Genomic DNA, 25,050 nt, shown 5'->3' with positions numbered 1-25,050 from the left:
TCTTAGGTATAGGAAACGCCCCGACTCTGGTCGGGGCGTTTTTTTTGCCGGGGCTATACCTGTTGCAGCAACCGATTAAGTCTGTCATCTCGACGTTAGGAGAGATCTGGATCATTTCTAAAGCCTGAGCAATACTCCAGATTTCTCGCTCTGCTCGAAATGACAGAAAAAGCACAATTATCGTATCTTCCCACACCAACAGCTTACCTGACATGCAAAAAATCTACGACACCATCGTGATTGGCGGTGGACAAAGTGCGCTGGCCTGTGCCTACTACCTGAACCGGGCAAATCTCAATTACCTTTTACTGGATGACCAGCAGGCTCCCGGCGCTTCCTGGCGACACTACTGGGAATCTCTCACCCTCTTCTCCCCGGCTGCCTTCAGCAGCCTGCCTGGCTGGTTGATGCCGGAGAGCAAGGACGAGTACCCTTCCCGCGACGAGGTGATCGCTTATCTGACGCAGTACGAAAACAGGTATAAAGTACCGGTAGAAAGGCCTGTACGTGTACAGGATGTCTGTTTTGAGGATGGCATTTACGAGATTAAAACGAAGAAGAAGACTTACTTTGCCCGCACCGTCATTAGTGCCACCGGTTCCTTCCGGAAGCCTTTTATACCTGACTTCCCAGACGCTGATAAATTCAAAGGAAAGCAGTTACACTCGGCTGCCTACAAAAAACCGGAGCCATTCTCCGGAAAGCGGGTGCTGATCGTAGGCGGCGGTAACTCTGGTGCGCAGATTCTGGCTGAGGTATCGGAAGTGGCGGATACAGGCTGGGTAACACTGGAGGAAGTAACCTTTCTGCCGGACGATGTGGACGGGCGTGTGCTCTTTGACCAGGCGTCGGCGCGTTACTATGCCATGCAGCATGGTCGGGAGTTGAACAGCTCGCAGTTTCATGTCGGCAACATTGTGATGGTGCCGCCGGTGAAAAAAGCCCGTGATCGGGGAGCATTGCATACGATGCGTCCTTTCGAGCGCTTCTACGAGCAGGGAGTTATCTGGCCAAACGGTAAACAAGAGAAGATCGATACCGTGATCTGGTGCACGGGCTACCGCTTTGCGTTGGACCACCTCGCCTGCCTGCAGTTGCAGCGTGACGAAAAAGGAAGTGTAGCAGTCGAGGGCACCAGGTCAACACAACAGCCGGGGCTATGGCTGGTAGGCTATGGCAACTGGACCGGCTTCGCCTCCGCCACCCTCATCGGAGTGGGCAGAAGCGCCCGGCAAACTGTTGCGGAAATTCAAAAACACCTGGAGCAGGTATAGACCACTTCAGGTATAGCTGACTAAAAAAGATGCTTATTTAACATAAAAAGGCAACCAGATAATCAACAACAAACCTTTAGGCTGGGTGCACATCGAGTTCCTTTATTTCGCTCTTATAGGCCGGGGGCAGGATCAGGGACTTGATCAACCAGTCGGCACGCAACCGGCGGCTGAGTTTGTAGACAGAAAGCACTGGTTTCAGAACGGACCACTTACCCAATGCAAGCTGCTTGCGCACTATCGTCGGCACGATCAGTTTCTGCCCCTCCAGCAACAGCTTATACCGGATAGGCCCCAGGTGCTTGCGGTACTGTTTGTACAGATCGGTGGTAAAGTGGCTTGCTGCCAGATTTTCCTCTAAGTGGCGCTGCCGCATGTGGAGCCAGTCCTGGTACGTCTCCGGCAGCCCTTGAAGCCCCATGCGTGTACCTACCCGCCAGAACACTTCAAACACACTTTCTTTCTCGGCATCAGAAAGCTTCCGCTCCAGTAACTCAAAAGAGCGGATGGAATAGTCGATCAGCATAAACAGCACATCCCGATACGCCCAGTCAGGTATAGACATCCCGCGTTTTGACTCTACTCCGGCATGTATCTTCGCCATCGTATCGATCGCTTTGTGGGCCCCATCAAGACTGGAGAACACGATCTGGCGGGCATAGCCTACCGTTGAGAACAAGCGTCCCAGCGGGTCAGCGGGAAGCCGGCCGGTGAAGTAGAGCCAGTCCACCGCTTTGTTGAGTGCAAATTCGGCTGAGGCGCCCGCGAAAATGAAGAGGATGGTATCGCCCTTTCCCCAGATCTCACGCACCACACTGCCCTGCTTTACAAAGTATTCCATATAGTTAGAACAAAGGTATAGGCTAAAATGTGCTGAAAGAGGCTCATTTTTAGTCCCCTGCAGTTTGGAGAGCCCAACATTAGTATATACAACTGATAATCAAACACATAAATAAAGTCCCATATTTATTTTTGGAGCAGACGCTTGCGCATTAAAAAAAAATGTACTTATCTTTAGGCTCAACTTTTAGCCGAGCTGAACCCCGCTTAGCCTGCCCGCTCACTTAGGGACGGGCTAAGCGGATTCTTTTTTTATGATCAACTACAACCCCAAAGACTGGTTCGTTTTCATATTCCGTTTCTCGAAGGCCGACACCTTCAGGAAACTCCTGCCACTTATGCTGGGTGTGGGCGTCTATGCCGGTCTGGTTGCCTACCTGGAGTTGAACTTCCTTAACCTTTCTGAGACGCAGTACCTCCGGAACGTAGGCATGATGCATAGCGTGCTGGGTTTTGTGATCTCGCTTTTGCTGGTGTTCCGCACCAACACCGCCTACGACCGCTGGTGGGAAGGCCGCAAGATATGGGGCGGTATCACCAACAGTTCCCGTAACCTGGCCATTAAGTTAAAGGCCATCACCACTGATAAAGCAATGATGTAACATCCAGCAGAGCAGTAGAGACTTATGAATACAGCAAAATGTAATATCACCCTGCCATAATTGCATAAAAAAGCCTTCCGTTTCGAAGACTTTTTTATGCAATTTTTTCTACCCCTTCGCTACTATATACCCACTTGAACCTCCATCTGTCCTATTCAATAAAATTGTTTACCTGTTCCTGTTATAATCTTCTGCTATTATTTATAAACTTAATTATTTTTATGAAGTATATTTTCTATATTTGACTTAAGGGATCCTAAGTTTTGATTACTTAATACAAATAGATGTGAAGCCAGCTTACCTTTTCTTTATATGCTGCGTGTTGTTCATATGCATTCCCTTTGTGAATGTTTGTGCTCAAAAAGGTAAGATACCTCCCAAAACATCTACAGCTCCCAAATCTGCCGCGCAAGACACACTCCGTAGCGGTGGTATTGAAAATAAAGGCGAGCGTATAGAAGAGAAAAAACCCATTGAGCAGATCATCCGGCATTCCTCTCAATTGGAAGTAGATGGCCTGATCGTAGACGAAACAATAACCAAAGTGGGACGCGACTTTTACGAAATATTTCATAACAAGTGGGAGCCCCCTCTGTTTGCCAAGAACTTCACGATCCTGATAAAGGAATTCCCCACCAGAGGCAATGGAGCTTTGGTGCAGATTCAGGTGAACGAGGAATTGATTTTTGAACAGCAGTTACAGCCGCGTTACGATGTTATAGAAGAGTTGGCAGGCTATGGCGTAGCAGTCGCTATTGAGTACCTGGAAAACGACCGGCTCCGGCAGCAGTTGGATGCAGACGGAAAACGAGCAATAGAAAAATTCTAAAACACCCTAAATAGCCATTTTAACCCTACTTATTATGCGCAAGTTACTTCTACTAGTATGCTTCACGTCAGCCCTATTCGTGGCTGGCACCCTCGACTCGCAGGCACAGGATATGGTATACCAACCTAAGAACCCTGCTTTTGGTGGCGACACCTTTAACTACCAATGGTTACAGTCCTCAGCGCAGGCACAGGATAAGCTCAAGGACCCTTCTGCTACCTCGTCATCCAGCATGCTCAACCGCGACCCGCTCCAGGATTTCCAGGAGAGCCTGAATCGCCAGATTCTTAGCCAGCTTTCCAGACAGTTGGTGGTATCGCAGTTTGGCGAAGGCACTTTAGCTCCGGGCGAGTATACGGTAGGCAACTATCAGATTGAAGTGACAGAGGGAAGAAGCGGTATCAACATCGTGATTACGGATATTTCGAATGGCAACCAGACAACTGTGACGGTACCTTATTATTAATAAAGGGCTTAACATTTATTCTTCACCCACGCTCAATATTACATCTTCACGCATAATACCCTTTGTATGCTTAAAATTAGCTTTCAGCAGATTTGTTACGCGCTTTGCTTTGTCTTAGCCATCGCGCTAAATTCCTGCTCACCTTATTTCAATCAACCTACCGGTACATCCAGAGCCATGCTAGGGGTTTCTGCTCCGGGCAACCAGGATCTGTTGGTAAACCTACCCGCTCCTCAGCAAAAGGTAGTAGCTGCAGTCTACAAATTCAGAGACCAGACAGGACAGTACAAACCTTCGGTGAATGGCGCCAACTGGTCTACAGCCGTAACACAGGGAACAACCACTATCCTGCTCAAGTCATTAGAAGAATCAGGCTGGTTTACCCCTATTGAGCGTGAGAACTTAGGCAACCTCCTGAACGAGCGAAAGATCGTGCGTTCCACCCGAGCCGAGGCTGAAGCCATAACCGGCAGACCAGAACCTATACTACCGGGCTTGCTATTTGCAGGTATAATATTGGAAGGTGGTATTATCTCCTATGACGCCAATGTTATAACAGGTGGTGCAGGTTTGCGCTACTTTGCAGCTGGGGGCTCCAGCCAATACCGCGAAGACAAGGTAACGGTATACCTCCGAGCGATCTCTACAAGTACGGGTGAGATCCTGAAAACAGTTTATACCTCCAAGACTATTCTTTCCCAATCCATAGACTTTGGCATGTTCCGCTATGTGAAGTTTAAGCGATTACTCGAAGCCGAGACAGGCTTTACATACAATGAGCCTTCAGAAATTGCTGTGAAAGAAGCTATAGACAAGGCAGTGCAGAGCATGATCATTGAAGGTATAACAGCGGGCCTATGGAGTCTGAAAGATCAGAAGGATTTGGAATCGCCAGTTATACAGAGCTACTTTAAAGAGAAAGAAGACCTACCGAACAATGACATTCACGGCCAGCTGATGACTGACAGGCGTGGTCGCATAGGTATAAGCGCAGCAGCTGGTGCTATGCGCTACAATGGCGACTATTCCAATCCAGCCATCAGAGGGATGGCAGATGTAGGCATCAGGTATAGCACCCGTAATAGCTTGGCTTTTGACCTGAAGCTGGGAAGAGGTTCGCTGGCTACTGCCCGCAACTTTAGCACAGGTATAAACTATGCTGAAGTAAACGCCAACTACTTCTTTTTCCCAAAGCTGCAATACACACCCTATGTACAGGTAGGTGGCGGTGTGGCCCAGGCAAATAACCGCATCGGCGATTTCGGAACGGACCTTAACTCCGACAATCTCTTTCCTTATTTAAAAGGTAGTGTTGGCTTGGAATACCTGGCTACTCCTCGGTTAGGTATAGACGTAAATGCTTCCAGCTCCTATTTCTTAAGCGATAACTTTGATGGTGTGCAGCAAGGTCGTTTCAACGATTATTTCTGGACAGCTAAGCTAGGTGTTAATTGGTATTTTAATTTGTACAAAAAATAGGATCCGAAACATAGTGAAAATGCCATAAAAGGGCTCCTTCTAGGTGAAGGAGCCCTTTTATTTTGTACTAAAATTATACACTTACCAATATTATCAAATTGTTAAAAGCATATTATTTAAAATAATATTTTTATTTTTAATTTTTAATGTAACTTTTGTAATAATTATTGGTAAAAGACTAATATGAATTTAATCAACAAATGATATCTAAATATTGAAACAGTACTTTATCATTTCAAAAATCAAAATATTTAAAAAAAAAATAAGTTTGATTTTGTTTTTAAAAACTTATCAATAACTTTGCTAACATAAAATATAAACAAAAAAATAAACCCAAATAATTAATAATCTAAAACCCAAAACCCAAACAAAATGAAAAAGAATGTATTTTTCGCAGCAGCCTTCATGTTAATCGCTGGCGGTGCAATGGCACAAACTACAGGTAGCACAGGTACAGGAAACTCAGCATTAGTTACTCAAACTGGTGGAACAGAAACACACAAGAATGCGGCTGCTATTGATCAAGTAGGTAACTCAAATGCCGCCACAACAATTCAGGTAGGCAATGGTAACCTAGCAGCTCAAACTCAAACTGGAGACAGAAACAGAGCCAGTATCAATCCTCAAAATTCAAAGAATGGGGCACCGTCAAACTTTAATAATCATACACAAACTCAAAATGGGGATGATAATAAAGCCGAAGCTTCTGTTTATAACAGTGGTAACACAGGTGTTCAAACTCAATTAGGCGATAAAAACGATTCCAAACTTATTCAGTCTGGATATGGCAATCATTCTGCTACAACTACTCAAGACGGGAATCAGAATACTGCGTTTATAGAGCAAAGAATGGGTTCAAACACTGCTACGATTTCTCAAGTAGGGGATCTTAATGAAGCTTATGTGAAGCAGGATGGTATGCGTAATAACGCTACTGTTACGCAGGAAGGTGATAGAAACAACGTTGGTAACGGTAAGTGGGCTGCTGCTGATTTAGGTGTTAGACAGATTGGTAATGATAACGCGGCTACAGTTTCTCAGTTATCAAGCGATAACGCTGCACTTATCTGGCAAGATGGAAACTCTAACGTAGGTTCAATAAGCCAGTCTGTAGGTAACTCAAATGAAGCTTACATGAAGCAGAATGGTGTTGGTAACGGAGCAAATGTTACTCAAATGGGAGCATTTAACCAAGCAACCGTAAACCAAAACAACAAATAGCCTTAGTTAAAACACTTGAAAGCCTCCATAGTGAAAGAAATTTTACTATGGAGGCTTCATTTTATGAACTGTAAATTCTTTTGAGTTTCATACTTGATTAAGCACCTTCACCCTAAACCCTTATATCATGAAAAAATTTACTTTTTTAGCTTCTGCATTTATGCTAATCGCTGGTGCTTCATTTGCACAGGGTAATAATGCTAAAGTAACACAGAATGACCTCAGACAAAAAGCTACTGTAACACAAACAGGTACTTCTAACGAAGCTGAAGTAACGCAATCTAATAGAGATAACGTTTCTGTTGTTACGCAAACTGGTACAAGTCATGGCGCTGTTGTAAATCAAGATGGCAGAGAAAATGAATCGTCTGTTGTTCAGACTGGCCTTAGCAACGATGCAGATGTAAAGCAAACAGGTAGAGAAAACGAATCTACCGTTACACAGGCAAATGCATGGAATGACGCTGTTGTTGATCAGGACGGCAGAGAAAACGAGTCTGTTATTACCCAGACAAACGGTTCTTACAACAACTTCGCTAAAGCAACACAAAAAGGTAACTACAACGAAGCTGCCCAAACACAGCAAGGCGGCTCTATGGGTCCTTCTGTAAGCAACGAAGCTGAAGTTAAGCAGAAGGGTAATTCAAACGTTGCCACACAAAGCCAAAGCAATGCGAGCGGTTTTAACACAGCTTACATTGAGCAATCTTCTGGCCTGATAGGCAACGTTGCAAGCCAAACCCAAGATGTTGGTTCAGGCTTTAATGAAGCCGAGATATACCAAGACGGCCGCTTAAACTCTGCAACTCAGATACAAACAAACGTAAGTGGCTTTAACGCAGCTTATATCGAGCAATCAGGTAGCGGTAACATTGCACTCCAAACACAAGCTGGTGTAAGTGTTGGCAACTCTGCTTCAATTGATCAAGAAGGAACAGGGTTTTTAGGGATAGGTGCTAACGTAGCTACTCAAACACAGTCTTTAATTTCAGGCGCTAACTCTGCTGACATTTATCAAAGAGGTGCTGCTAACTTAGCAACCCAAGTGCAGTCGTTGGTTTCTGCTGACAACTCAGCTGAAATAGAGCAGCGTGGAGATGGTAATGAAGCTACACAACTTCAAGCTGGTCTAAGTGGCTTTAATCAAGCTTCTATCTATCAGAGAGGCGACAGAAACTCAGCTACACAAACGCAGACTGAATTGAGTGGTTTAAATACTGCCAGTATCCGCCAAGAAGGCAACCGCAACGAAGGTATCCAAACACAGAGCTTTGGCGCAGATATGGAAGCTTCTTTGTTGCAAGATGGTAACCGAAACACCTCAACTCAAAAGCAGACTGGCATCGGTCACTCTAGCTCTGTAACGCAGCTTGGAAATTCTAACACGTCAACTACTACTCAATCTGGCGGATATAGCACAGCTACTGTTATGCAAAACGGTAACTCTAACATAGCTACTGTAACACAGAGCAACTAATTATGCTTGAGTTCACAAAGTAACTTTTAGAGGTTTCTGCGGCGGTTTTACCGTTGCAGAAACCTCTTTTTTAATTACCTCCTTACACAACGCGCCTTCTTTCCACACCCTGATTACACCCTATCATGAAAAAGTTTACGTTTACTGCTTCACTATTTATGCTTGTTGCTGGTATGTCATTTGGTCAAGGCAAGAGCCCAGAAAAGCGGCCTGAGCACAGCTATGGCAACAATGGAAAAAAGCCAGTGGAAACACCTGGCAAAGGAAAACCAGCAGAAAAAGACCCTAAAACACCTGATGTTATTGCGACCCTTGGCGGGAATACAAGCACTGTACAACAGGAGGGTGTAGGCCATCGTGCCACCGTAAACCAAAATGGTACTAGCAATAGCGCAGCTGTTACACAAGGTGGTGGGCTTAATGTGGCAAACATAAATCAGGTAGGCAAAAGCAATACTGCGGAAGCCACGCAGCAGGGATGGTCGAACATTGCCAACATAAAACAAAACGAAGGCGCTGAAAACAACACAGCTGAGTTAAACCAGAAAGGAAATTTAAACACAGCTTCGCAAACCCAGCAAGGACGCACAGGTATAGCAGCCCATAACCAAACTAAGATAGATCAGGATGGCTATTTGAACACGGCAACACAAACCCAACAATACGAAAGCAAACACAGCACAGCCTACATTAGCCAGACAGGTACGGCAAACAAGGCGGCACAGCTACAAGAAAATATTTATACGACAAACGAAGCCAGTATCCTGCAAGAGGGGTACCTGAACAAAGCAGAACAAACTCAGATACAAGTAACTGGCAGTAACAAAGGATATATTGCACAGAATGGTACACTGAACGTGGCATCACAAACACAATCAGGTATATACGCACAAAACGAAGCAAGCATTACGCAGCAAAGTAGTATTCTTTTTGGCGTTGGCGTTAACACAGCAAGCCAGAGACAAGCCATGATAACAGGCAACAACATAGCAACCATACAACAGGCTGGCGCTTACAACGATGCCGTGCAGTTGCAGGAATTTATTTCGGCAACCAACTCGGCAGCCATTGAGCAAAAAGGAGTAGGCAACATCGCCAGTCAAAATCAAAAAGAAATAACGGGCCCTAACCAGGCGCTTATTTATCAGGAAGGGCTACGGAATAGCGCCATCCAAACACAACAAGGTATAGCGGGCAACAGCCTGGCAAGTATTACGCAATATGGCATTGGCAACGAAGGTATACAGTCGCAGTTGAGCGGCTCCGATCTTACTGCCAAACTAACGCAGCGCGGCACAGGCAACGAAGCTATTCAATATCAGACTGGCATTGGCCATATCAGTACGGTAACGCAAACAGGCAACTATAACAAAGCAACCGTCATACAAAGCAACTAATATAAATTTTACACAGTCTAAACTTTGAATTAACATATATCGTTAGTACATTAGGCTATCTTAAAGGAACCGACTATGAAACACGCATTTGTAACTTTCGCAATGGCATTATTTGCCAGTCTTTCTGCCTTCGCTCAGGTTGGAGAAGTAGAGGAAAGAGTAATCGGTGGTAAAATTGGTGGTGAAGTTCGTGACTATCTACTGCAAAATAATAGATTAACGGACCAAGAGCGCTCTTTGCTAATGAGCCAGCAAACTGCTGGCAACGCAGCTGTAGTCATACAAAATGGCGATGCCAACCTTGCCATTATTCAGCAGGTCGGCACTGGCAACGTGACTAATCTGAACCAAACTGGCGTTAATAACACGTATGAAAGCTTAGTGGAAGGTAACAATAACCTTTTCCTGGTGAATCAAATAGGTGATAACAACCTAGTTGAGCATCAAGTTAGAGCCGATAACAAGGAATTTAATATCAGCCAGATAGGTAATGGGCACGTTCTCAGAAAAAATGAGATTGGCATAACTCCAGCCGTGCCCGTTGAAGTTACCCAGCAAGGTCAAGGTATGCAGGTAACCATTACAAATGGACGTGTAAACTGATTAAACATGTAGACTATGGCCATTTTCTTCTTCCCTTTATTTGCCTTACTTTCTTTTGGTCAGTCGACTCAAAACCCTATGCCTGCTTCGCAACCATACAAAGCTCAGCTCGTCACAGAAGAGCAGGGCAACATGCTTTCTATTAACTCACAGTTCACAAACAACTCTAACACAGATGTAAGCTTTAGCTACCGCATGAAAAGCGAACGTGCTGGCACAGCTGGCAAATCTGTGAATAGCCAGTCAGGTATGGTACAGGCAGCCGCTGGACAAACCATTATCCTCTCCAAATCTTCTTTTTCGGTAACACCCCAAGACACCTATACCATCGTGCTTGAAATACTCGACCAAGACAAAGTTGTTGCGCAAGATATGATCGTGTATCAGGGTAACTAAGCCTGTCCCTCCTTCCTCATCAAAAAATAAAGTAAAAAAAGCAGCATTTAGTATAATTTATTCCTACATTTAGCTCAAGAGATACTATATTGTGTCACGAATTGAGTGATATGTTTCTTATTATCTACTCTCTTCGAATTCTGTTGCTTTTTATCCATTTATCTTTGCTAGCTCATGTTTAAAACAGCTACTACCCTTCGGCTTGTTTGTCTATTCTTAGTGTTTATTAGCTTCATGTCTTGTAATGAAGACACCGTAGAGCCCGAAGGTGAAGGCTCTATTGCAGGCGTTGTTTTAGATGCAACCACATCTACCTCTCTGGTTGCTGTCAGCATCTCTACTAATCCAGCTACATCGGCCATCGTGACAGATGCAGAGGGCAGATTTTTGATTGAAGGAATTGGTAGCGGCGACTATAGCATCACCGCTAAAAAATCGGGTTATAAATCAGAGGCTGTTAATGTAGCTGTACGCCACGATAAGCAGACAAGCGTTACCATTATCCTCGAAAGCACGAAAGAAGGAAATGCAATCCCAGACCCTGCCTCAAATCCCGATCCGGCAACTGAAGCGACCAATGTACCAAATGCCCTTACGCTAAGATGGCAAGGCAGAGACCTTGACCGAAATGATACCCTGAGCTACGATGTATACCTGTTTGAGTCTTTGAGCGGTCAAAAAAAAAAGGTAGCTGAAGCCATTCAGGATACCAGCGTACAAGTAACGGAGCTGAAGTATAACACAACATACTTTTGGCAAGTTGTTTCCAAAGATTCTAAAGGTAACATCAGCAACAGTGATGTTTGGAGCTTTACCACTGCGTCGCTACCAACCATGCGTCACTTCTTTACGCGTGTTATCGATAACAATTACGATGTATATGCATCTGATGGCACTACTGATAACACCTTCCGTCTGACAACCAGTTTTGCACGTGAATGGTGGCCTCGGCTGAACCCACAACGTGACCTTATTGCTTACTCCTCTAACGTAGGCACCGATCCTCACATTTTTGTAATGACTCTGGAAGGTAATTCCAAGAGACAAGTAACCACCTTGCCGGTAGTAGGATACCACAACCAGGGCATTGGCTTCACCTGGTCTCCTGACGGCGGCAAATTGCTGTACGCCAATTACGATAAACTCTATACCATAAACAGAGACGGCTCAGGTCTTACCCTGATTGCCACAGCCCCTGCCAACCGCCATTTCCGTATGGTGGACTGGACCGCACAGGGGAACAGAATTTTGGTGCAGACCATTGGCTCTAACATCAACGATTCGGAGCTTTACATCATGAATGCAAATGGCTCAGGTATGCAGCAGATAGTAGGAAATTTGCCAGGCCGTGTTGAAAGTCCATCCTTCTCTATTGATGGTACCCGAATCATGTATACGGTAGACGCCTCGGGCTTTGAGTCGGCAGATGGTCGCCAATTAGACTCCCGCATCTATATCCGGAACATAGACGGTACAGGTACTGTGCTCGATGTATCCGCACACAAGCCTGCTGGCACAAATGACCTATACCCTCGCTTCTCACCAGATGGGGCCAGAGTGATCTTTGTAAACACAAATAACGACGGGTTAAGCAGACAGGATGTATACACAGTAGAACTTGAACCTACTACTGATGTAAGAGACAGAAACAGAACGAAGTTGTTTGACAACGCCACCATGCCGGAATGGAAGTAAACCAGCCTGACTCCTCCATGCTCACGGAATTGGTCCGTATGAAAATGCCTTTCGGTAAGTACAAGGACACGGTGCTATGCTACTTGCCTGTCTCCTACCTGGAGTGGTTTGCCCGTGAAGGCTTTCCGCCCGGCAAGTTAGGCATGCTGCTGGCCACCCTCTACGAAATAAGACTCAATGGGCTGGAGTACTTACTCGAGCCCCTGAAACGGCAGGCCCGCATGCGATAGGCTATACCTACCGCAGCTCGTCGAAGCTGTATTTGGCGTCGCTCCAGAATGCATCTAGCGCCATGATGCGCGGCTTGAAAAAAGAGATTAGCGCCGGCCAGTCATCCTGGTTAAAGACGCTCACCCCTTTCAACTCAGTGTAGATGCGACTTACAACCTTTCCGTATTCGTCAGCGGTGTGCAGGTCCCATGTCCACTCCTCTTCTACCGTACTGTGCAGCAATTCTTTCAGGGCCTCAAACTGCTCAAAGAACATTTGCTGAATTTCAGGATCTGGCTGCGTCATCTCAATAGAAATAGAGGCTTGCTTTTTGTCGGCCTGCATCCGGAAGTATACATTCTTCAAGCCCGTCTTATAGTTGATCCAGTTAGTCGGCATGCCCTCTGCCGAAAGCACTGGCGCCATATACTGCCCGAAAGCCGTCCAGAATGCCTGTCTAAGTTTTGAAGCTTGTTCGCGTGTGTACATAAACACAAAATTGGCGATTGCCCGGCTGATTAGCAAGGTGTACCGATGAGCAGTAGTACAGACACTCAGTGCCTGCCAGGTATAGCCCCGAAAAGATGAGCCGAACAGCCGGAGAAAGTTACAGTACGGCTTCAGATACCTGCCTTACCAACCATAAACTTAATTTGAGCAGGTATAGCTGTATTCAAAGTTATACTCTACATAGTCTCCTTGTGAATACTTCTGCCGTGCTGTAAGAGGATACCCTGTGTCAGAATAGGTGTACTGTATATCGTATGCAAAAGCTATCTGGCCATTTTCACTCCACCTGGTTACGCTCGTCACATTATGAAGCTGAGGCAAATTCAACACGAAACCATCAGTGGCATAATCCAGCATAAGGGCAAGTTGCACCGGAGATGCTGAGAAAGGCGCCTTCCTTGTATCATACCTGATATCATCTTCATAAGGCCGAAATTGGAATTCAGGATCAATAGGATACGTCTTTACACGTGACATCAAACCATTGACATACGTAGATTTGTAAGATAAATTATGGAATAAGTCAGAGCCTTGCCAAGGTCTCATCGAGTGAAATGCTGATGAGTCTGGCTCATTAGCGGCCCCATAGGTATATTCTACTTTCGCAAGTTCAACGGTAGGGCAATTCACGATCGCATCGAAATGTCTCCTCACAAGTAATTGACCCCGTTCATTATACTCATAAGTATAGATCGATTCATGGCCAGGAGAATAGGTACTGGTTAGTCTTACCTCAGCAATTCTTCCTTCGTCATTATAATGGTAAGTCGTAATACCCTCATAATCTGCTGTGCTGCTCTCCAGACTGGTACGTACTACCTGCGTAATCCTGTTTTGGTTATCATAAGAAAAGACATGCTTCATCCGACTTTGTGGCTGGATGTTTGGTCTTGAAGTATAATAGCTAATCACCTGCTGTACCAAACAATCGGTGGCTAACGGTTCTTCTTCAACAATTGGATCTTTATCGCATGCACTTAACAAAAGGCAAAATAGCAGCAGAATGTACAAGTTTAATCTCATAGTCAGAAGGTTAAAGATGCAGTATAGATTCCTATATAAATTTACAGATCACATAACTTAAACGTAAAATTTACATTATATATTAGATTAACATAAATAATTTATTTTAAATAACTTATAATGCCCATCCATCAAAACATGAACTTTAAGCTGTATGCGTTCTCAGATTGACACTGCTGTTACCCAATCGGATTATCTGGAGCTAACTGATCTGTGGGAGGCTTCCGTGCGGGCGACGCATCATTTTCTTCAGGAAGAGGATATTAGATATTTTAGGCCCCTGATCTTGAACCAGTATCTGCAAGCGGTAGATCTAGCCTGTACGCGCGACGTTCAAAACCGCATCACCGGGTTTATAGGTATAGCAGCTGGTAAAATCGAGATGCTGTTTCTCCATCCGGATTATAGAGGCAAAGGCATTGGTAAAATGCTGGTGCAGTATGCTGTGGAAGAGTGCAATGCAAAGCAGGTAGATGTAAATGAACAGAATATACAGGCCATCACATTTTACCAGCACATGGGTTTTCATATCATTGGTCGCACAGAGCAGGATAGTATGGGTAAACCTTATCCAATCTTACACATGGAGCGTAACAAGGTATAGATGCTATGGGAAAGCTGATTCTAATATTGCTAACACTTGTACTGAGCACCAGCTGCCAGGCACAAGACGACCGTGGCCGACAACAGCCTGCTCGCCAGGTAGGAGGCCCTTGCGAAGGCTGTGAGGCACTACACGAGTATGGTGACAAGCAGCTTTCTCCAACTGATACACTCCCGGGCTTTCATCCTCAGGCACAAGACAAGCTCAAAGTAACCGGTACCGTCTACCTGCCCGATGGCAAAACACCGGCGCAGGATGTCATCCTGTACATTTACCATACTGATGAAACGGGGATATACCCAACCAAAGGCGACGAGAAAGGCTGGGCCAGGCGACACGGCTACCTGCGCGGCTGGATCCAGACCGGGACTGATGGCAGGTATACGTTTTATACGATCAAACCCGGTACCTACCCTTCCCGTTCAGAGCCGGCCCATATACACATTACTGTAAAAGAACCAGACAAAAACGAATACTACCTGGATGATTTTCTGTTTGAAGACGACTCTTTGCTCACACAGCAAGTTCGGGCATCACGCAAAGACCGGGGCGGAAACGGCATCATAACCCTTGGTCGGGAAGGTGAACTGCTGGTAGCTGAAAGAGATATCATTTTGGGCCAAAACATACCGGACTATACACCCTAACAAATAACCCCTAAAAATGCGTAACAGGCCCGTGCTGCAACTTAAAAATTGTATTATCGTTGCTTGTTACATATTCAGTCTCTGCGATATACCTGAATTTGGGTGATATTGGGAGGCTTAAAAAAGATACCACAATGAGAAAGAACATAATAACCGGATTATTGGCATCCGTGTTCCTGATAAGCAGCTCCTGCCAGACCAACCCGGTAACGGGTAAGAAAGACGTGATGTTCATGTCAGAGAGTCAGGAGATTGCCCTTGGGAAGGAAGCCGACCCACAAATAGTAGCAGAGTTTGGACTATACGAAGACCCGGCTCTGCAGCGCTTCATCAGCGAGAAAGGCCAGCAAATGGCCAAAATATCCCACCGCAGCAACCTCAACTACGAATTCAAAATAGTAGACTCGCCCGTAATCAACGCCTTTGCTGTGCCGGGTGGCTACGTGTACTTCACGCGTGGCATCATGGCGCATTTCAACAACGAGGCGCAGTTTGCGGGGGTGCTTGGTCACGAGATCGGGCATATCACTGCACGCCACTCCGCCCAGCAACAAAGTAAGTCTATCCTCGCACAGGGCGGCCTGCTGCTCGGCATGATCCTGTCGCCTACGGTAGCGCAATACGGCCAGGAGGTTTCGCAGGGACTCGGGCTATTGATGCTCAAGTACGGTCGTGATGCGGAGCGTGAGTCAGACCGACTGGGTGTGGAATACTCGACTAAGATCGGCTACGACGCTTCTGAAATGGCCGACTTCTTCACCACACTGCAGCGCAAGCAGGAAGAAAGCGGACAAGCGCTGCCATCCTTCCTCTCCTCTCACCCTGACCCGGGCGACCGTTACAACACGGTACACCAACTGGCAGCAGAGGAAAAGAAGAAGCAGAACCTGACCAATGCCCAGGTTAACCGCAACAATTACCTCAAAATGATTGACGGGCTTATCTACGGAGAAGACCCCAAACAGGGCTTTGTGGAGAACAACGTATTCTATCATCCTGTGCTGAAGTTCCAGTACAACATGCCAGCCAACTGGGGCTACCAGAATTCCCCGCAGCAGGTACAGATGGGCCCTAAGGACGGAAGCGCCGTGATGGTACTTACCCTTGCTCCTGGCAACAACCCAACGGAAGCTGCTCAACAAACACTGCAGAACTATAATTTGCAGCCCGTGGAAAGCAAGGAAGTAACTGTGAACGGACTACCAGCCCTCGCGGTAGTAGCCGATCCTGCTCCGCAGCAACAGCAACAACAGCAACAGCAGCCTTTGCGCACGCTCACCTACTTTATACAGTATGGGGGCAATATTTACAGCCTGATGGGAATCACGACGGCTCAGAATTTCAACACATATTTTCAGCAATTCAGCAGCAGTATGCAAAGCTTCCGTGAATTGTCAGACCCTGATAAGTTGAACCGACAGCCGGAGCGCATCAGCATTGTAACCGTGTCGAAAGCCACTACACTGGCCCAGGCCTTGCGCAGCAACAACATGCCCGACGCCCGCCACAATGAGTTGGCTGTGCTAAACGGCATGCAATTAAATGACCAGGTGCCAGCCGGCACGATGATCAAAGTGGTAAGAAAATAAGCCTAAAACGCAGGTATAAAAAAACGCTCTGCTTCACATCATGAAGCAGAGCGTTTTATTTTGGTCAAAGCTGTAGCTGTCAGGTGTACACAGCCTGGGTTAGTTTTGTACTTTCAGCAGTTTGTGCACCGACTTTTTACCGCCTTGCTCTACCTGCATGTAGTATACACCGGCAGGCACACGCTGTAGCCTCATCTGCTCCTGGTGGCTATGCTGATGCTTTAGGAAACGAACCTGCTGCAATTGGCGACCGGTCATATCCACTAGCTGCACTTGTACGGGTCCGCGGTAGTCGCCTTCCAGGTGCAGCACAGTGGCTTCCTGCATGGGGTTCGGGTATACGCTTAGGCCTCTTTCAGCCAATTCCTCCTCTGCTGATAGCACCAGTCCCTGCCACGGCACCAGGCCTGGCTGCGGTGTTTCCAGCTTTTTGGTGGTATAAATGTGAAATTCGCCAGGCTGCAGTTCCATCACCTGCCCGGGATCTGTGATGTTATTTTCTCTGCCTGTAAAGTAGTCATACCACACCCCGGCGATCGGGAAATTAGCATTGACCGGCTGTACCTTCACATCAAAGTTACCGACTATGAATACACGCATGTCCTCGTGAAAAAGGGAGATGCGCTTTACGTGACCATTCAGCTGCAGGTCAAAATCGTCGGTGCTGAAAGCCGGTTCATTCAGTTTCAGCTTAATCAGTTCGGCGTATACCTGGTAGAGCTTCTGGCGTTCAGGCTGCTGCTGATACTCCCAGCGGATCGGTTTTTGACCGGTACGTCCGTTCTGATCAATTGGCACCTCATAGCCCAGCTCTCCAAACTGCCAGATCATCTTCGGTCCAGGTATAGGTAGAAAGAAAGCAGCCGCCAGTTTGGCTCTGTCAAGAGCGGTGCTCAGGGTGCGGGTGTTATAATTGCCATTTCGGTTGCCATTGGTGAGCACGTCATACATGATCCGCTCCTCATCATGACTTTCCATATACCCGATCAGGTATGGGTTTTCCCAGGAGCGGTTTTTATAGGAGATGCCCTGCGGGTTGGCTTGTACCCCTTTGGCCATATTGCGGTAATCGTGGTTGTGATTGCCCCAGAACATCATGCCGTAATTGGAAAGCTCCTTCTCCTCCTGGTTATCGGCAAAGTGCTCCAGTATGACGTAAGCCGTTTCATCATAGCTCCTGATCTCGTTGTAAATGCGCTTCCAGGTGGCGACGCGGCTGGCATCATAGGTACTCCAGGCATTTACATTCTCGCCAGTGTTGGTCTGCGTAAAGCCTTTCGACAGGTCAAAGCGGTAACCGTCGATGTTATACTCTTCTATCCAGTGACGGTTCACACGCTCCACCAGGGCTTTGGTGGCATCGCTCTCATGGTTGAAGTCGAAGAACACACTGAAAGGATGCGTAGCACGCTGGTTAAAAAACGGATTGTTGGCAGCAGGTTGGTTGCCGTCCCAGTACATTTTCACATAGGGGTATTCGTAATCGGCCTGGTTGAGCACAATGTCCAGTATCACAGCAATACCCATTTCATGCGCCTTGTCAATGAAAGCTTTCAGGTCGTTTTTGGTACCATAGGCTTTGTCAGGCGCAAAAAAGAAGATCGGATTGTAGCCCCAGGAATCGTTACCGGAGAACTCCATGACTGGCATCAACTCAATAGCGTTTATGCCGAGTCTTTTGAGGTAGGTCAGGGTGTCGGTCAGGGTTTGGTAGTTGCGGGCTGCAATGAAGTCGCGCACGTGCAGTTCATAGATTACCAGATTCTCCGGGTCAGGCCGCTGGAAGTCTGTTACTTTCCAGGTATAGCTTTGCTGGTTTGTCTGCAGGATCGATACGATTCCTTCCGCTCTCTCGGGATAGGCTTTCAGGTTAGGGTAAGTGCTGGCAGGTATGTACTGGTCCATAGCCGGGTCCAGTATTTTTTCAGTGTAAGGGTCGGCCACGGCCAGAGTGCCATCCACCAGGTACTGGTAAGCCACCTCTGCTCCTGCCGGCAAATTATTCAGCTCGATCCAGTAGCGGTTGCCGTCAGGCGTGCGCTTCATCAGGTATTCCGGCGAGCTCTCCCAATTGTTAAACTCTCCTATGGCATACACGAAACTCTTAAACGGCGCATAGAGCACCAGCACGGCGCTTGTCGCGCTGGTATAATTCACCCCATCCCGCATACCTGCCGGCAGCGCTGCGACCGTTGGTTGTGGCTTCACACGGAAGGTAAAGCTTTCTGTGGCTGTGGCGTCACCCAGCTTTGCTTCTACGGTTACAGTGCGCTGCACACCGGCCTGATTGCCCGCACTGATACTGGTTTGCACTTCGTCGGCATCGCTGGCGCTATACACGACCATATTGTCAAGCTTTACCGTTACATTGGCTTTCGACGATATGACAGCGCGCACAGGTATAGCACTGTTGGCATCGACGAAGAAGTTTCGCTGCTCAGGTTCGCGCAAGGCTATCTGCAGGCTTCCGTCATAGATCTGGATGATAAAGTCTTCGGTCTGAGCAGTGCCGTTGCCGTTTTTAAGCAGTAGTCCCAGCTTATCGATGGTCTGACCAGCAGGCACTCCAAAGTAGGTTCGGGGCGTAAGTTTGATCTGCCAGCGGTCGTTCCCGAGTGAGGTCATCTTGCCCGGATTGAAAGGCTGGTTGAAATTCGTTTGCCCGGCTGGCTGATACTGAAAAGCATCCGTCGAGCCTACTGTTCCTGCGCCTGACCACAGGTATACATCGTCCATCTTGTTCAGCAGTCCGGTGGCACGGCCATCTTTGGACTGTTTCACGTCGAATATGAGGGTGATCTCCTGGTCGCCATTAGGAAACTCAGGTATAGTTTGCACGGCCTGCGCTTGTACCCGCCAGGCTATACCGGACAGGAAAACAAAAAGCACCACAAAGCGGTAGAGGTATTGGTTTGCCATAAAGGGGATATTATAGATAAAAGGAATTCAGAAGTATAGCAGCAGACACGAGACACAAGAGACAGTTCTCACATTTCCCTGAAAATATGCCTTAGTCCTGGCTTTAGTGTTATAACACTAGATAAGTTTGTATATTTTTCAGAGCTTAAAGGTATGATTTTCGATTAAATTCTAATATAATTGTTGTACTCCGTTTCAAAAACGGTGCAATCGCGCATGGACGAGCAGGAAGTTTGGAGTAGGTTTAAAGCAGGAAGCGAAGACGACTTTTCGCTGCTGTACCGTCATTTTGCTCCCATCATGCTGCGCTACGGCAACCGGATCACGCCTGACAAGGAGCTTATACGCGATTGTCTGCAACAGGTGTTTTTTTCGCTCTGGAAAAGCCGTGAATCTATCGGTAACCCTGCCAATGTGCAGCATTACCTCCTCAAATCCATCCGCAACGAGATCATCAAAAAAAACAACCGCGCCAGACTGCACGACCCCCTACCCGAAAACTACCACTTCGAGCTTGAGGACTCCCACGAGCAGACCCTGATCCAACTGCAGACGGCAGAACTGACACGCGAGCGAATCTCAGAGCTGCTCTCACAGCTCCCGGCCAGGCAGCGGGAAGTCATCTTTCTGAAGTACTACGCCAACCTCAAGTACGAGGAGATTGCAGCTATCATGGACATTGGGCAGGACTCCGTGTACAAGACTACCTATAAAGCCATAGCCCGCCTGCAGCAACTGCTGCAGAACAGCACCTTCCTGCTCCTCACACTTTTCTTTTAAGACAAGCTATCTCTCTTACTCACAAACATTTAGAATTTATTTTTATTTTTTTTCGCTCACGGAAGGGATAATATCACGAGTAGCAGGCTATTGTATATAGAGCGCACCTAAACGCTGAAACCGCATCAAATAAACGCCTAACATGAACTACGCAACAGCTACTGCAACTGAACTGGCAGCTGACCATGACTTTATACAATGGGTAAAATACCCTACGCAAAAAAGCACCTTGCACTGGACACAGGTAGCGGAGCAGTATCCTGAAAAGGCGCAGGAACTGGCTGAGGCGCGTCGTTTGGTGCTGTTGCTCTCGCAGGAGCAGGTCGCTGACCACAGCTGTGATGAAGATGCAGCGTTGGTGTGGGAGCAGTTGCAGAAAGCCATGCAGCAGGACCGGGAAAATGGAAATGACAGCGGGCGCGTGTTCTCCCTCTGGGGCCACAGCCGCGCAACCTGGCTGTCTGCAGCGGCTGTTATCGTCGTTTTGCTGGCCGTTACCACCCTGTTTTTCACCCTCCAAAGGTCCGAACCGGTGACTTACGCCACCACCTATGGCGAGAAGCGAATTATCCAACTTTCTGACAAATCCGTAATAGTACTTAACGCAAACTCAAGTATAACTATTCCTGAAAAATGGAAGGATGATGAACCCCGAACCGTACAGATGCGCGGCGAGGCTTTTTTCTCGGTAACACAGCAGGCTAACAGACAGCAGTTTATCGTAACAACCAGCAAAGGCACTGAAATAAATGTACTGGGAACGGAATTTAACGTATACGACCGCGATCAGGAAGACCGCGTTGTACTGGCCAGCGGCAAAGTGAACCTGAGCACCACACTACATGGCGAAACAAAACAGCTGGAGATGCAACCCGGCGATCTTATAACAGTATCTGCAGCGCACGGCTTTAGCCATCGGCGTGTAGATCCGGAACTGTACACTGCCTGGCAGCATAACAAGGTATACTTCGACAACTATACCCTGCGTGAAGTAGGCACACTCGTGGAGCAACAGTATGGCTACAGAGTGGAGTTTAGCAGCCAGGCCCTCTCAGAGCAGCGTGTCACTGCTTTCCTGGAAGTAAAAGGCCCGGAAGACATTGTCAACACGCTGGCAGAGACCTTTGACCTGAAGGTGACCCAAAAAGAGAAAACTATATACATAAGCTCACTATAAATTAACCTCATATCTATGTCAAATAAATCTACCAAGAGACTACGATCCTTGGGTCTGGCAGTAGCGCTGTGCTGCTTCCAGGTACCGGGGACCGCTCAGGGTTATCCGGGCCCAGGTCCGAACCTTGCAGTGAACCATAACGCCGGACAGGCCCTGACGGGCAAGTCACTTAAGGATTTGCTCAGCGAGCTGAAAGATTCGCACGGTATACAGTTCTCTTACCAGGCAAGTCTGGCCGACGACCTGCAACTGATCGTGCCGGAGCAAAAGAACGGCGTACAGAACGTGGACGAGTTCCTGGGCACTACCCTGGCTAGCAATAACCTGGCTTATAAAAAAGTAAAAGGCGTGTACATCATCTCGAAAGCACGTCCTGCCGCAGCCACCGCAACTACCGTCGTAGCCAAGCCCCGCACTGAAGTGCGACAGGATGTAACTGTGAGTGGCCGCGTAGTGGACGAAAACGGCGATACACTGCCAGGTGTAACCGTTGTGCTCAAAGGTACCACCCGCGGCACTTCTACCAACGCAAACGGCGAGTTCACCCTGCCTGTGCCGGCATCAGGTGGTTCGCTTGTGTTTTCCTTCATCGGTTATACCACACAGGAAGTAGCCATCAACAATCAGTCTACGGTGAATGTGACCATGCGCACCGACGCGCAGGCGCTGCAGGAAGTAGTCGTGGTTGGTTATGGTACCCAGCGTAAAACCGATATTTCGGGTGCTGTAACACAGGTAACTTCTGAGGACTTTGTGCAGGGCCAGATCACGACACCTGAGCAATTGATACAGGGTAAAGTAGCTGGTGTGCAGATCACTCCAAACGGCGGTGCGCCAGGCTCCGGTAGCCGTATCCGTATTCGTGGTGGTGGCTCCCTCAATGCAAACAACGATCCGCTTATCGTGATCGACGGGGTGCCGATTGATAACTCCGGGGTATCAGGAGCAGCTAATCCGCTTAGCTTCCTCAATCCAAATGATATTGAGACCTTCAACATCCTGAAAGATGCCTCGGCTACGGCCATCTACGGTTCACGCGCTTCGAACGGTGTGATCATCATCACCACGAAGAAAGGCACAGCCGGCCAGAAGCTAGGTGTTACGTTTACAACACAGCACTCCCTTTCCAAAGTGGGCCAAACGGTGGACGTATTGTCAGCTGATGAATTCCGCCGGGTAGTGAACGAGCAGGGTACACCTTCTCAGATCGCACTGCTTGGCAATGCCAACACAGACTGGCAGGACCAGATTTACCAAACAGCCTATACCACAGACAATAACCTAAGCGTAAGTGGCGCAGTAGGCGTACTGCCTTACCGTGTTTCCTTGGGTTACCTGAACCAGGATGGTGTGCTGCGTACCGGTAACTTTGAGCGTGGCTCTATCGGCGTGAACTTAAGCCCACGCTTTTTGGATGACCACCTGACAGTGAACCTGAACTACAAGGGCGCCATGACCCAGAGCAAATTTGCTGACGAAGGTGCCATTGGAGCAGCCGTAGCCATGGACCCGACGCAGCCTATCATGTCTGGCAGCGACCAGTTTGGCGGTTACTTCCAATGGCTGGATGCCAACGGACGCTATAACCCACTGGCTACCCGCAACCCGATAAGTATGCTGGAGCAGCGCGACGACCGCGGCGAAGTAAAACGCCACATCGGTAACGTGCAGCTGGACTACAAACTCCACTTCCTGCCTGACCTGCGAGCCAACCTGAACCTGGGCTTTGACCGCTCTAACAGCAACGGCTCTACTTTCTATCCAGCAGATTTTGCTCCGGAAGCTCCAAACAACGGTAGAAGAACGCAGTACGAGCAGGAGAAGAAAAACAGCCTGGTTGACTTCTACCTGAACTATGTGAAAGACCTGACTGGCATCAACAGCCGCATCGACGCGACAGCCGGTTACTCGTTCCAGGAGTTTGAAAACGAAAGCCCGCAGTTTATCCCAACAGATGCTGAAGGCACACCGCTCAACGATCTGGAGCCAGGACTTCCGGTGAATGATATTTACCGTCTTAAATCTTACTTCGGCCGACTGAACTATGTGCTCCTCGACCGCTATATCCTGACAGCTACAGTGCGCCGTGACGGTACGTCCCGCTTCAGCGATGATGTGCGTTGGGGTACCTTCCCTGCTCTGGCCCTGGCCTGGAGAATCAACGAAGAGGCTTTCCTGAGAAACTCTCCGGCTGTGTCTGAACTGAAGCTGAGATTAGGCGTGGGTGTGACCGGTCAGCAGGACATTGGTCCTTTCTTCCCATACCTGGCACGCTATACCATAAGCGACAACACAGCGCAGTATCAGTTCGGCAACCAGTTCCTCAACCTGCTTCGTCCGGAAGGCTACGATGCGAACATTAAGTGGGAAGAAACGACCACTTACAACGCAGGTATAGACTTCGGATTTGCTAACAACAGAGTGAATGGTAGCCTCGACTACTTCTTCAAAGACACGCGTGACCTGCTTGCCCTCGTATCGATTCCGGCCGGCACCAACCTGGTGAACGAACTGATCACCAACGTGGGTAACCTGGAAACAAGAGGTCTGGAAGCTGCTTTGAACTATGTGGCGATCGACAACGAAAAACTGAACTGGACCATCGGCATCAACGGTACTTACCAAAAGCGTGAGATCACGAACCTGAGCATGATCGAAGACCCTAACTTTGAAGGCTACCCTGTAGGTGGTATTGCCGGTGGTGTGGGTAACAACATCCAGATCAGAACGGTAGGTTACGCACCGGATGTATTCTATGTATACAAGCAGGTATACGACGAGCAGGGCAACCCAATTGAAGGTCTGTATGCCGACCTGAACGAGGACGGCGTGATCAGCGAAGCGGACCGCTACCGTTACAAGAAGCCGGAGCCTGATTTCTTCCTGGGCTTCAACACTAACCTGACTTACGGTAACTTTGACTTCGGCATGGTGATGCGTGGCAGCGTGGGCAACTACATGTATAACAACGTGTATTCGAACAACGGCGCTTACCGTTCCTTCATGTTCCCGGGCTACCTGACCAACGTGTCACCAAACGTACTGGAGACCAACTTCATGAACTACCAGCTGTTCTCTGACTATTACATGGAGAATGCCTCGTTCCTGCGCATGGAGAACATCAACCTGGGTTACAACGTGGGCCGCATCTTCAACGAGAAAGCAAATCTGCGTGTAAATGCCAACATCCAGAACCTGTTTGTGATCACTAAATACAACGGTCTTGATCCTGAGATTGCCAGCGGTATAGACAATAACTTTTACCCTAGGCCGCGTGTTTATACCTTAGGTCTGACTGTTAATCTTTAATTC

Annotated in this window: 22 protein-coding genes; 18 read left to right on the top strand and 4 right to left on the bottom strand. The window is 47.7% G+C overall.

Features of this window, described 5'->3' with window-relative positions; genetic code table 11:
* Positions 1-212: 212 nt before the first annotated feature.
* Entirely contained in the window at positions 213-1,274 is a 1,062-nt protein-coding gene (locus tag I0P70_RS17020) for an ArsO family NAD(P)H-dependent flavin-containing monooxygenase (RefSeq protein ID WP_196120311.1), read from the top strand.
* Between the two features lie 76 nt (positions 1,275-1,350).
* Here I0P70_RS17020 and I0P70_RS17015 read toward each other — a convergent pair whose 3' ends face one another.
* Complete coding sequence (locus tag I0P70_RS17015) at positions 1,351-2,115, bottom strand: oxygenase MpaB family protein (protein ID WP_196120309.1); 765 nt, start codon at positions 2,113-2,115, stop codon at positions 1,351-1,353.
* A 253-nt stretch (positions 2,116-2,368) separates the two neighbouring features.
* Here I0P70_RS17015 and I0P70_RS17010 point away from each other — a divergent pair, with 253 nt between their 5' ends.
* From I0P70_RS17010 to I0P70_RS16960, 11 genes are all read left to right on the top strand, one after another.
* Complete coding sequence (locus I0P70_RS17010) at positions 2,369-2,716, top strand: bestrophin family ion channel (protein WP_230392266.1); 348 nt, start codon at positions 2,369-2,371, stop codon at positions 2,714-2,716.
* Positions 2,717-3,002: 286 nt separating this feature from the next.
* Complete coding sequence (locus I0P70_RS21620) at positions 3,003-3,545, top strand: CsgE family curli-type amyloid fiber assembly protein (RefSeq protein ID WP_196120307.1); 543 nt, start codon at positions 3,003-3,005, stop codon at positions 3,543-3,545.
* Positions 3,546-3,579: 34 nt separating this feature from the next.
* On the top strand, positions 3,580-4,011 hold the full coding sequence (locus I0P70_RS17000) for a curli production assembly/transport component CsgF (RefSeq protein WP_196120305.1): 432 nt from the start codon (positions 3,580-3,582) through the stop codon (positions 4,009-4,011).
* Positions 4,012-4,188: 177 nt separating this feature from the next.
* Positions 4,189-5,490 (top strand): CsgG/HfaB family protein, encoded by a 1,302-nt coding sequence (locus tag I0P70_RS16995; protein ID WP_230392265.1) that lies wholly within the window; start codon positions 4,189-4,191, stop codon positions 5,488-5,490.
* A gap of 372 nt (positions 5,491-5,862) precedes the next feature.
* Positions 5,863-6,711, top strand: coding sequence for a hypothetical protein (locus tag I0P70_RS16990; protein ID WP_196120301.1), 849 nt, complete (start codon positions 5,863-5,865; stop codon positions 6,709-6,711).
* Positions 6,712-6,838: 127 nt separating this feature from the next.
* Positions 6,839-8,188 (top strand): hypothetical protein, encoded by a 1,350-nt coding sequence (locus tag I0P70_RS16985; RefSeq protein WP_196120299.1) that lies wholly within the window; start codon positions 6,839-6,841, stop codon positions 8,186-8,188.
* A 125-nt stretch (positions 8,189-8,313) separates the two neighbouring features.
* A complete protein-coding gene (locus I0P70_RS16980; RefSeq protein WP_196120297.1) occupies positions 8,314-9,585 on the top strand; it encodes a hypothetical protein in 1,272 nt (423 codons plus the stop codon).
* A gap of 75 nt (positions 9,586-9,660) precedes the next feature.
* On the top strand, positions 9,661-10,188 hold the full coding sequence (locus I0P70_RS16975; RefSeq protein ID WP_196120295.1) for a hypothetical protein: 528 nt from the start codon (positions 9,661-9,663) through the stop codon (positions 10,186-10,188).
* Between the two features lie 15 nt (positions 10,189-10,203).
* Complete coding sequence (csgH, locus tag I0P70_RS16970; RefSeq protein WP_196120293.1) at positions 10,204-10,584, top strand: curli-like amyloid fiber formation chaperone CsgH; 381 nt, start codon at positions 10,204-10,206, stop codon at positions 10,582-10,584.
* A gap of 234 nt (positions 10,585-10,818) precedes the next feature.
* Positions 10,819-12,279: a carboxypeptidase-like regulatory domain-containing protein gene (locus I0P70_RS16965; RefSeq protein WP_196120291.1), complete on the top strand. Its 1,461-nt coding sequence runs from the start codon at positions 10,819-10,821 to the stop codon at positions 12,277-12,279.
* Positions 12,270-12,509, top strand: a complete 240-nt coding sequence (locus I0P70_RS16960; RefSeq protein ID WP_196120289.1) for a DUF3820 family protein — start codon at positions 12,270-12,272, stop codon at positions 12,507-12,509. Before I0P70_RS16965 ends, I0P70_RS16960 begins: the two co-directional genes overlap by 10 nt.
* A gap of 7 nt (positions 12,510-12,516) precedes the next feature.
* On the opposite strand, the gene I0P70_RS16955 is transcribed toward I0P70_RS16960, so the two are convergent.
* Together I0P70_RS16955 and I0P70_RS16950 are read right to left on the bottom strand one after the other, a co-directional pair.
* Entirely contained in the window at positions 12,517-12,978 is a 462-nt protein-coding gene (locus I0P70_RS16955) for a DUF4268 domain-containing protein (RefSeq protein WP_196120287.1), read from the bottom strand.
* 159 nt (positions 12,979-13,137) lie between these two features.
* The gene (locus I0P70_RS16950; RefSeq protein WP_196120285.1) at positions 13,138-14,022 is read right to left on the bottom strand and encodes a hypothetical protein; all 885 of its coding nucleotides are present in this window, start codon (positions 14,020-14,022) and stop codon (positions 13,138-13,140) included.
* 154 nt (positions 14,023-14,176) lie between these two features.
* Between I0P70_RS16950 and I0P70_RS16945 the strand changes: the two genes are divergently transcribed.
* The 3 genes from I0P70_RS16945 to I0P70_RS16935 all read left to right on the top strand — a co-directional run bounded on the left by I0P70_RS16945 (position 14,177) and on the right by I0P70_RS16935 (position 16,862).
* A complete protein-coding gene (locus tag I0P70_RS16945; protein WP_196120283.1) occupies positions 14,177-14,626 on the top strand; it encodes a GNAT family N-acetyltransferase in 450 nt (149 codons plus the stop codon).
* A gap of 5 nt (positions 14,627-14,631) precedes the next feature.
* Positions 14,632-15,273 (top strand): intradiol ring-cleavage dioxygenase, encoded by a 642-nt coding sequence (locus I0P70_RS16940; protein WP_196120281.1) that lies wholly within the window; start codon positions 14,632-14,634, stop codon positions 15,271-15,273.
* A 134-nt stretch (positions 15,274-15,407) separates the two neighbouring features.
* Positions 15,408-16,862 (top strand): M48 family metalloprotease, encoded by a 1,455-nt coding sequence (locus I0P70_RS16935; RefSeq protein WP_196120279.1) that lies wholly within the window; start codon positions 15,408-15,410, stop codon positions 16,860-16,862.
* A gap of 99 nt (positions 16,863-16,961) precedes the next feature.
* Here the strand turns inward: I0P70_RS16935 and I0P70_RS16930 are convergent, their stop codons facing one another.
* Complete coding sequence (locus tag I0P70_RS16930) at positions 16,962-19,781, bottom strand: alpha-amylase family glycosyl hydrolase (RefSeq protein WP_196120277.1); 2,820 nt, start codon at positions 19,779-19,781, stop codon at positions 16,962-16,964.
* 216 nt (positions 19,782-19,997) lie between these two features.
* Between I0P70_RS16930 and I0P70_RS16925 the strand changes: the two genes are divergently transcribed.
* The 3 genes from I0P70_RS16925 (at position 19,998) to I0P70_RS16915 (ending at position 25,047) form a co-directional block, all read left to right on the top strand.
* Complete coding sequence (locus tag I0P70_RS16925; RefSeq protein WP_196120275.1) at positions 19,998-20,561, top strand: RNA polymerase sigma factor; 564 nt, start codon at positions 19,998-20,000, stop codon at positions 20,559-20,561.
* Between the two features lie 142 nt (positions 20,562-20,703).
* A complete protein-coding gene (locus I0P70_RS16920; RefSeq protein WP_196120273.1) occupies positions 20,704-21,738 on the top strand; it encodes a FecR family protein in 1,035 nt (344 codons plus the stop codon).
* 15 nt (positions 21,739-21,753) lie between these two features.
* Positions 21,754-25,047, top strand: a complete 3,294-nt coding sequence (locus I0P70_RS16915; protein WP_196120271.1) for a TonB-dependent receptor — start codon at positions 21,754-21,756, stop codon at positions 25,045-25,047.
* Positions 25,048-25,050: the final 3 nt, after the last annotated feature.

The organism is Pontibacter sp. FD36, assembly GCF_015686655.1.
Classification (GTDB): Bacteria; Bacteroidota; Bacteroidia; order Cytophagales; family Hymenobacteraceae; genus Pontibacter.
This window is presented reverse-complemented; position numbering and strand designations above follow the sequence as displayed.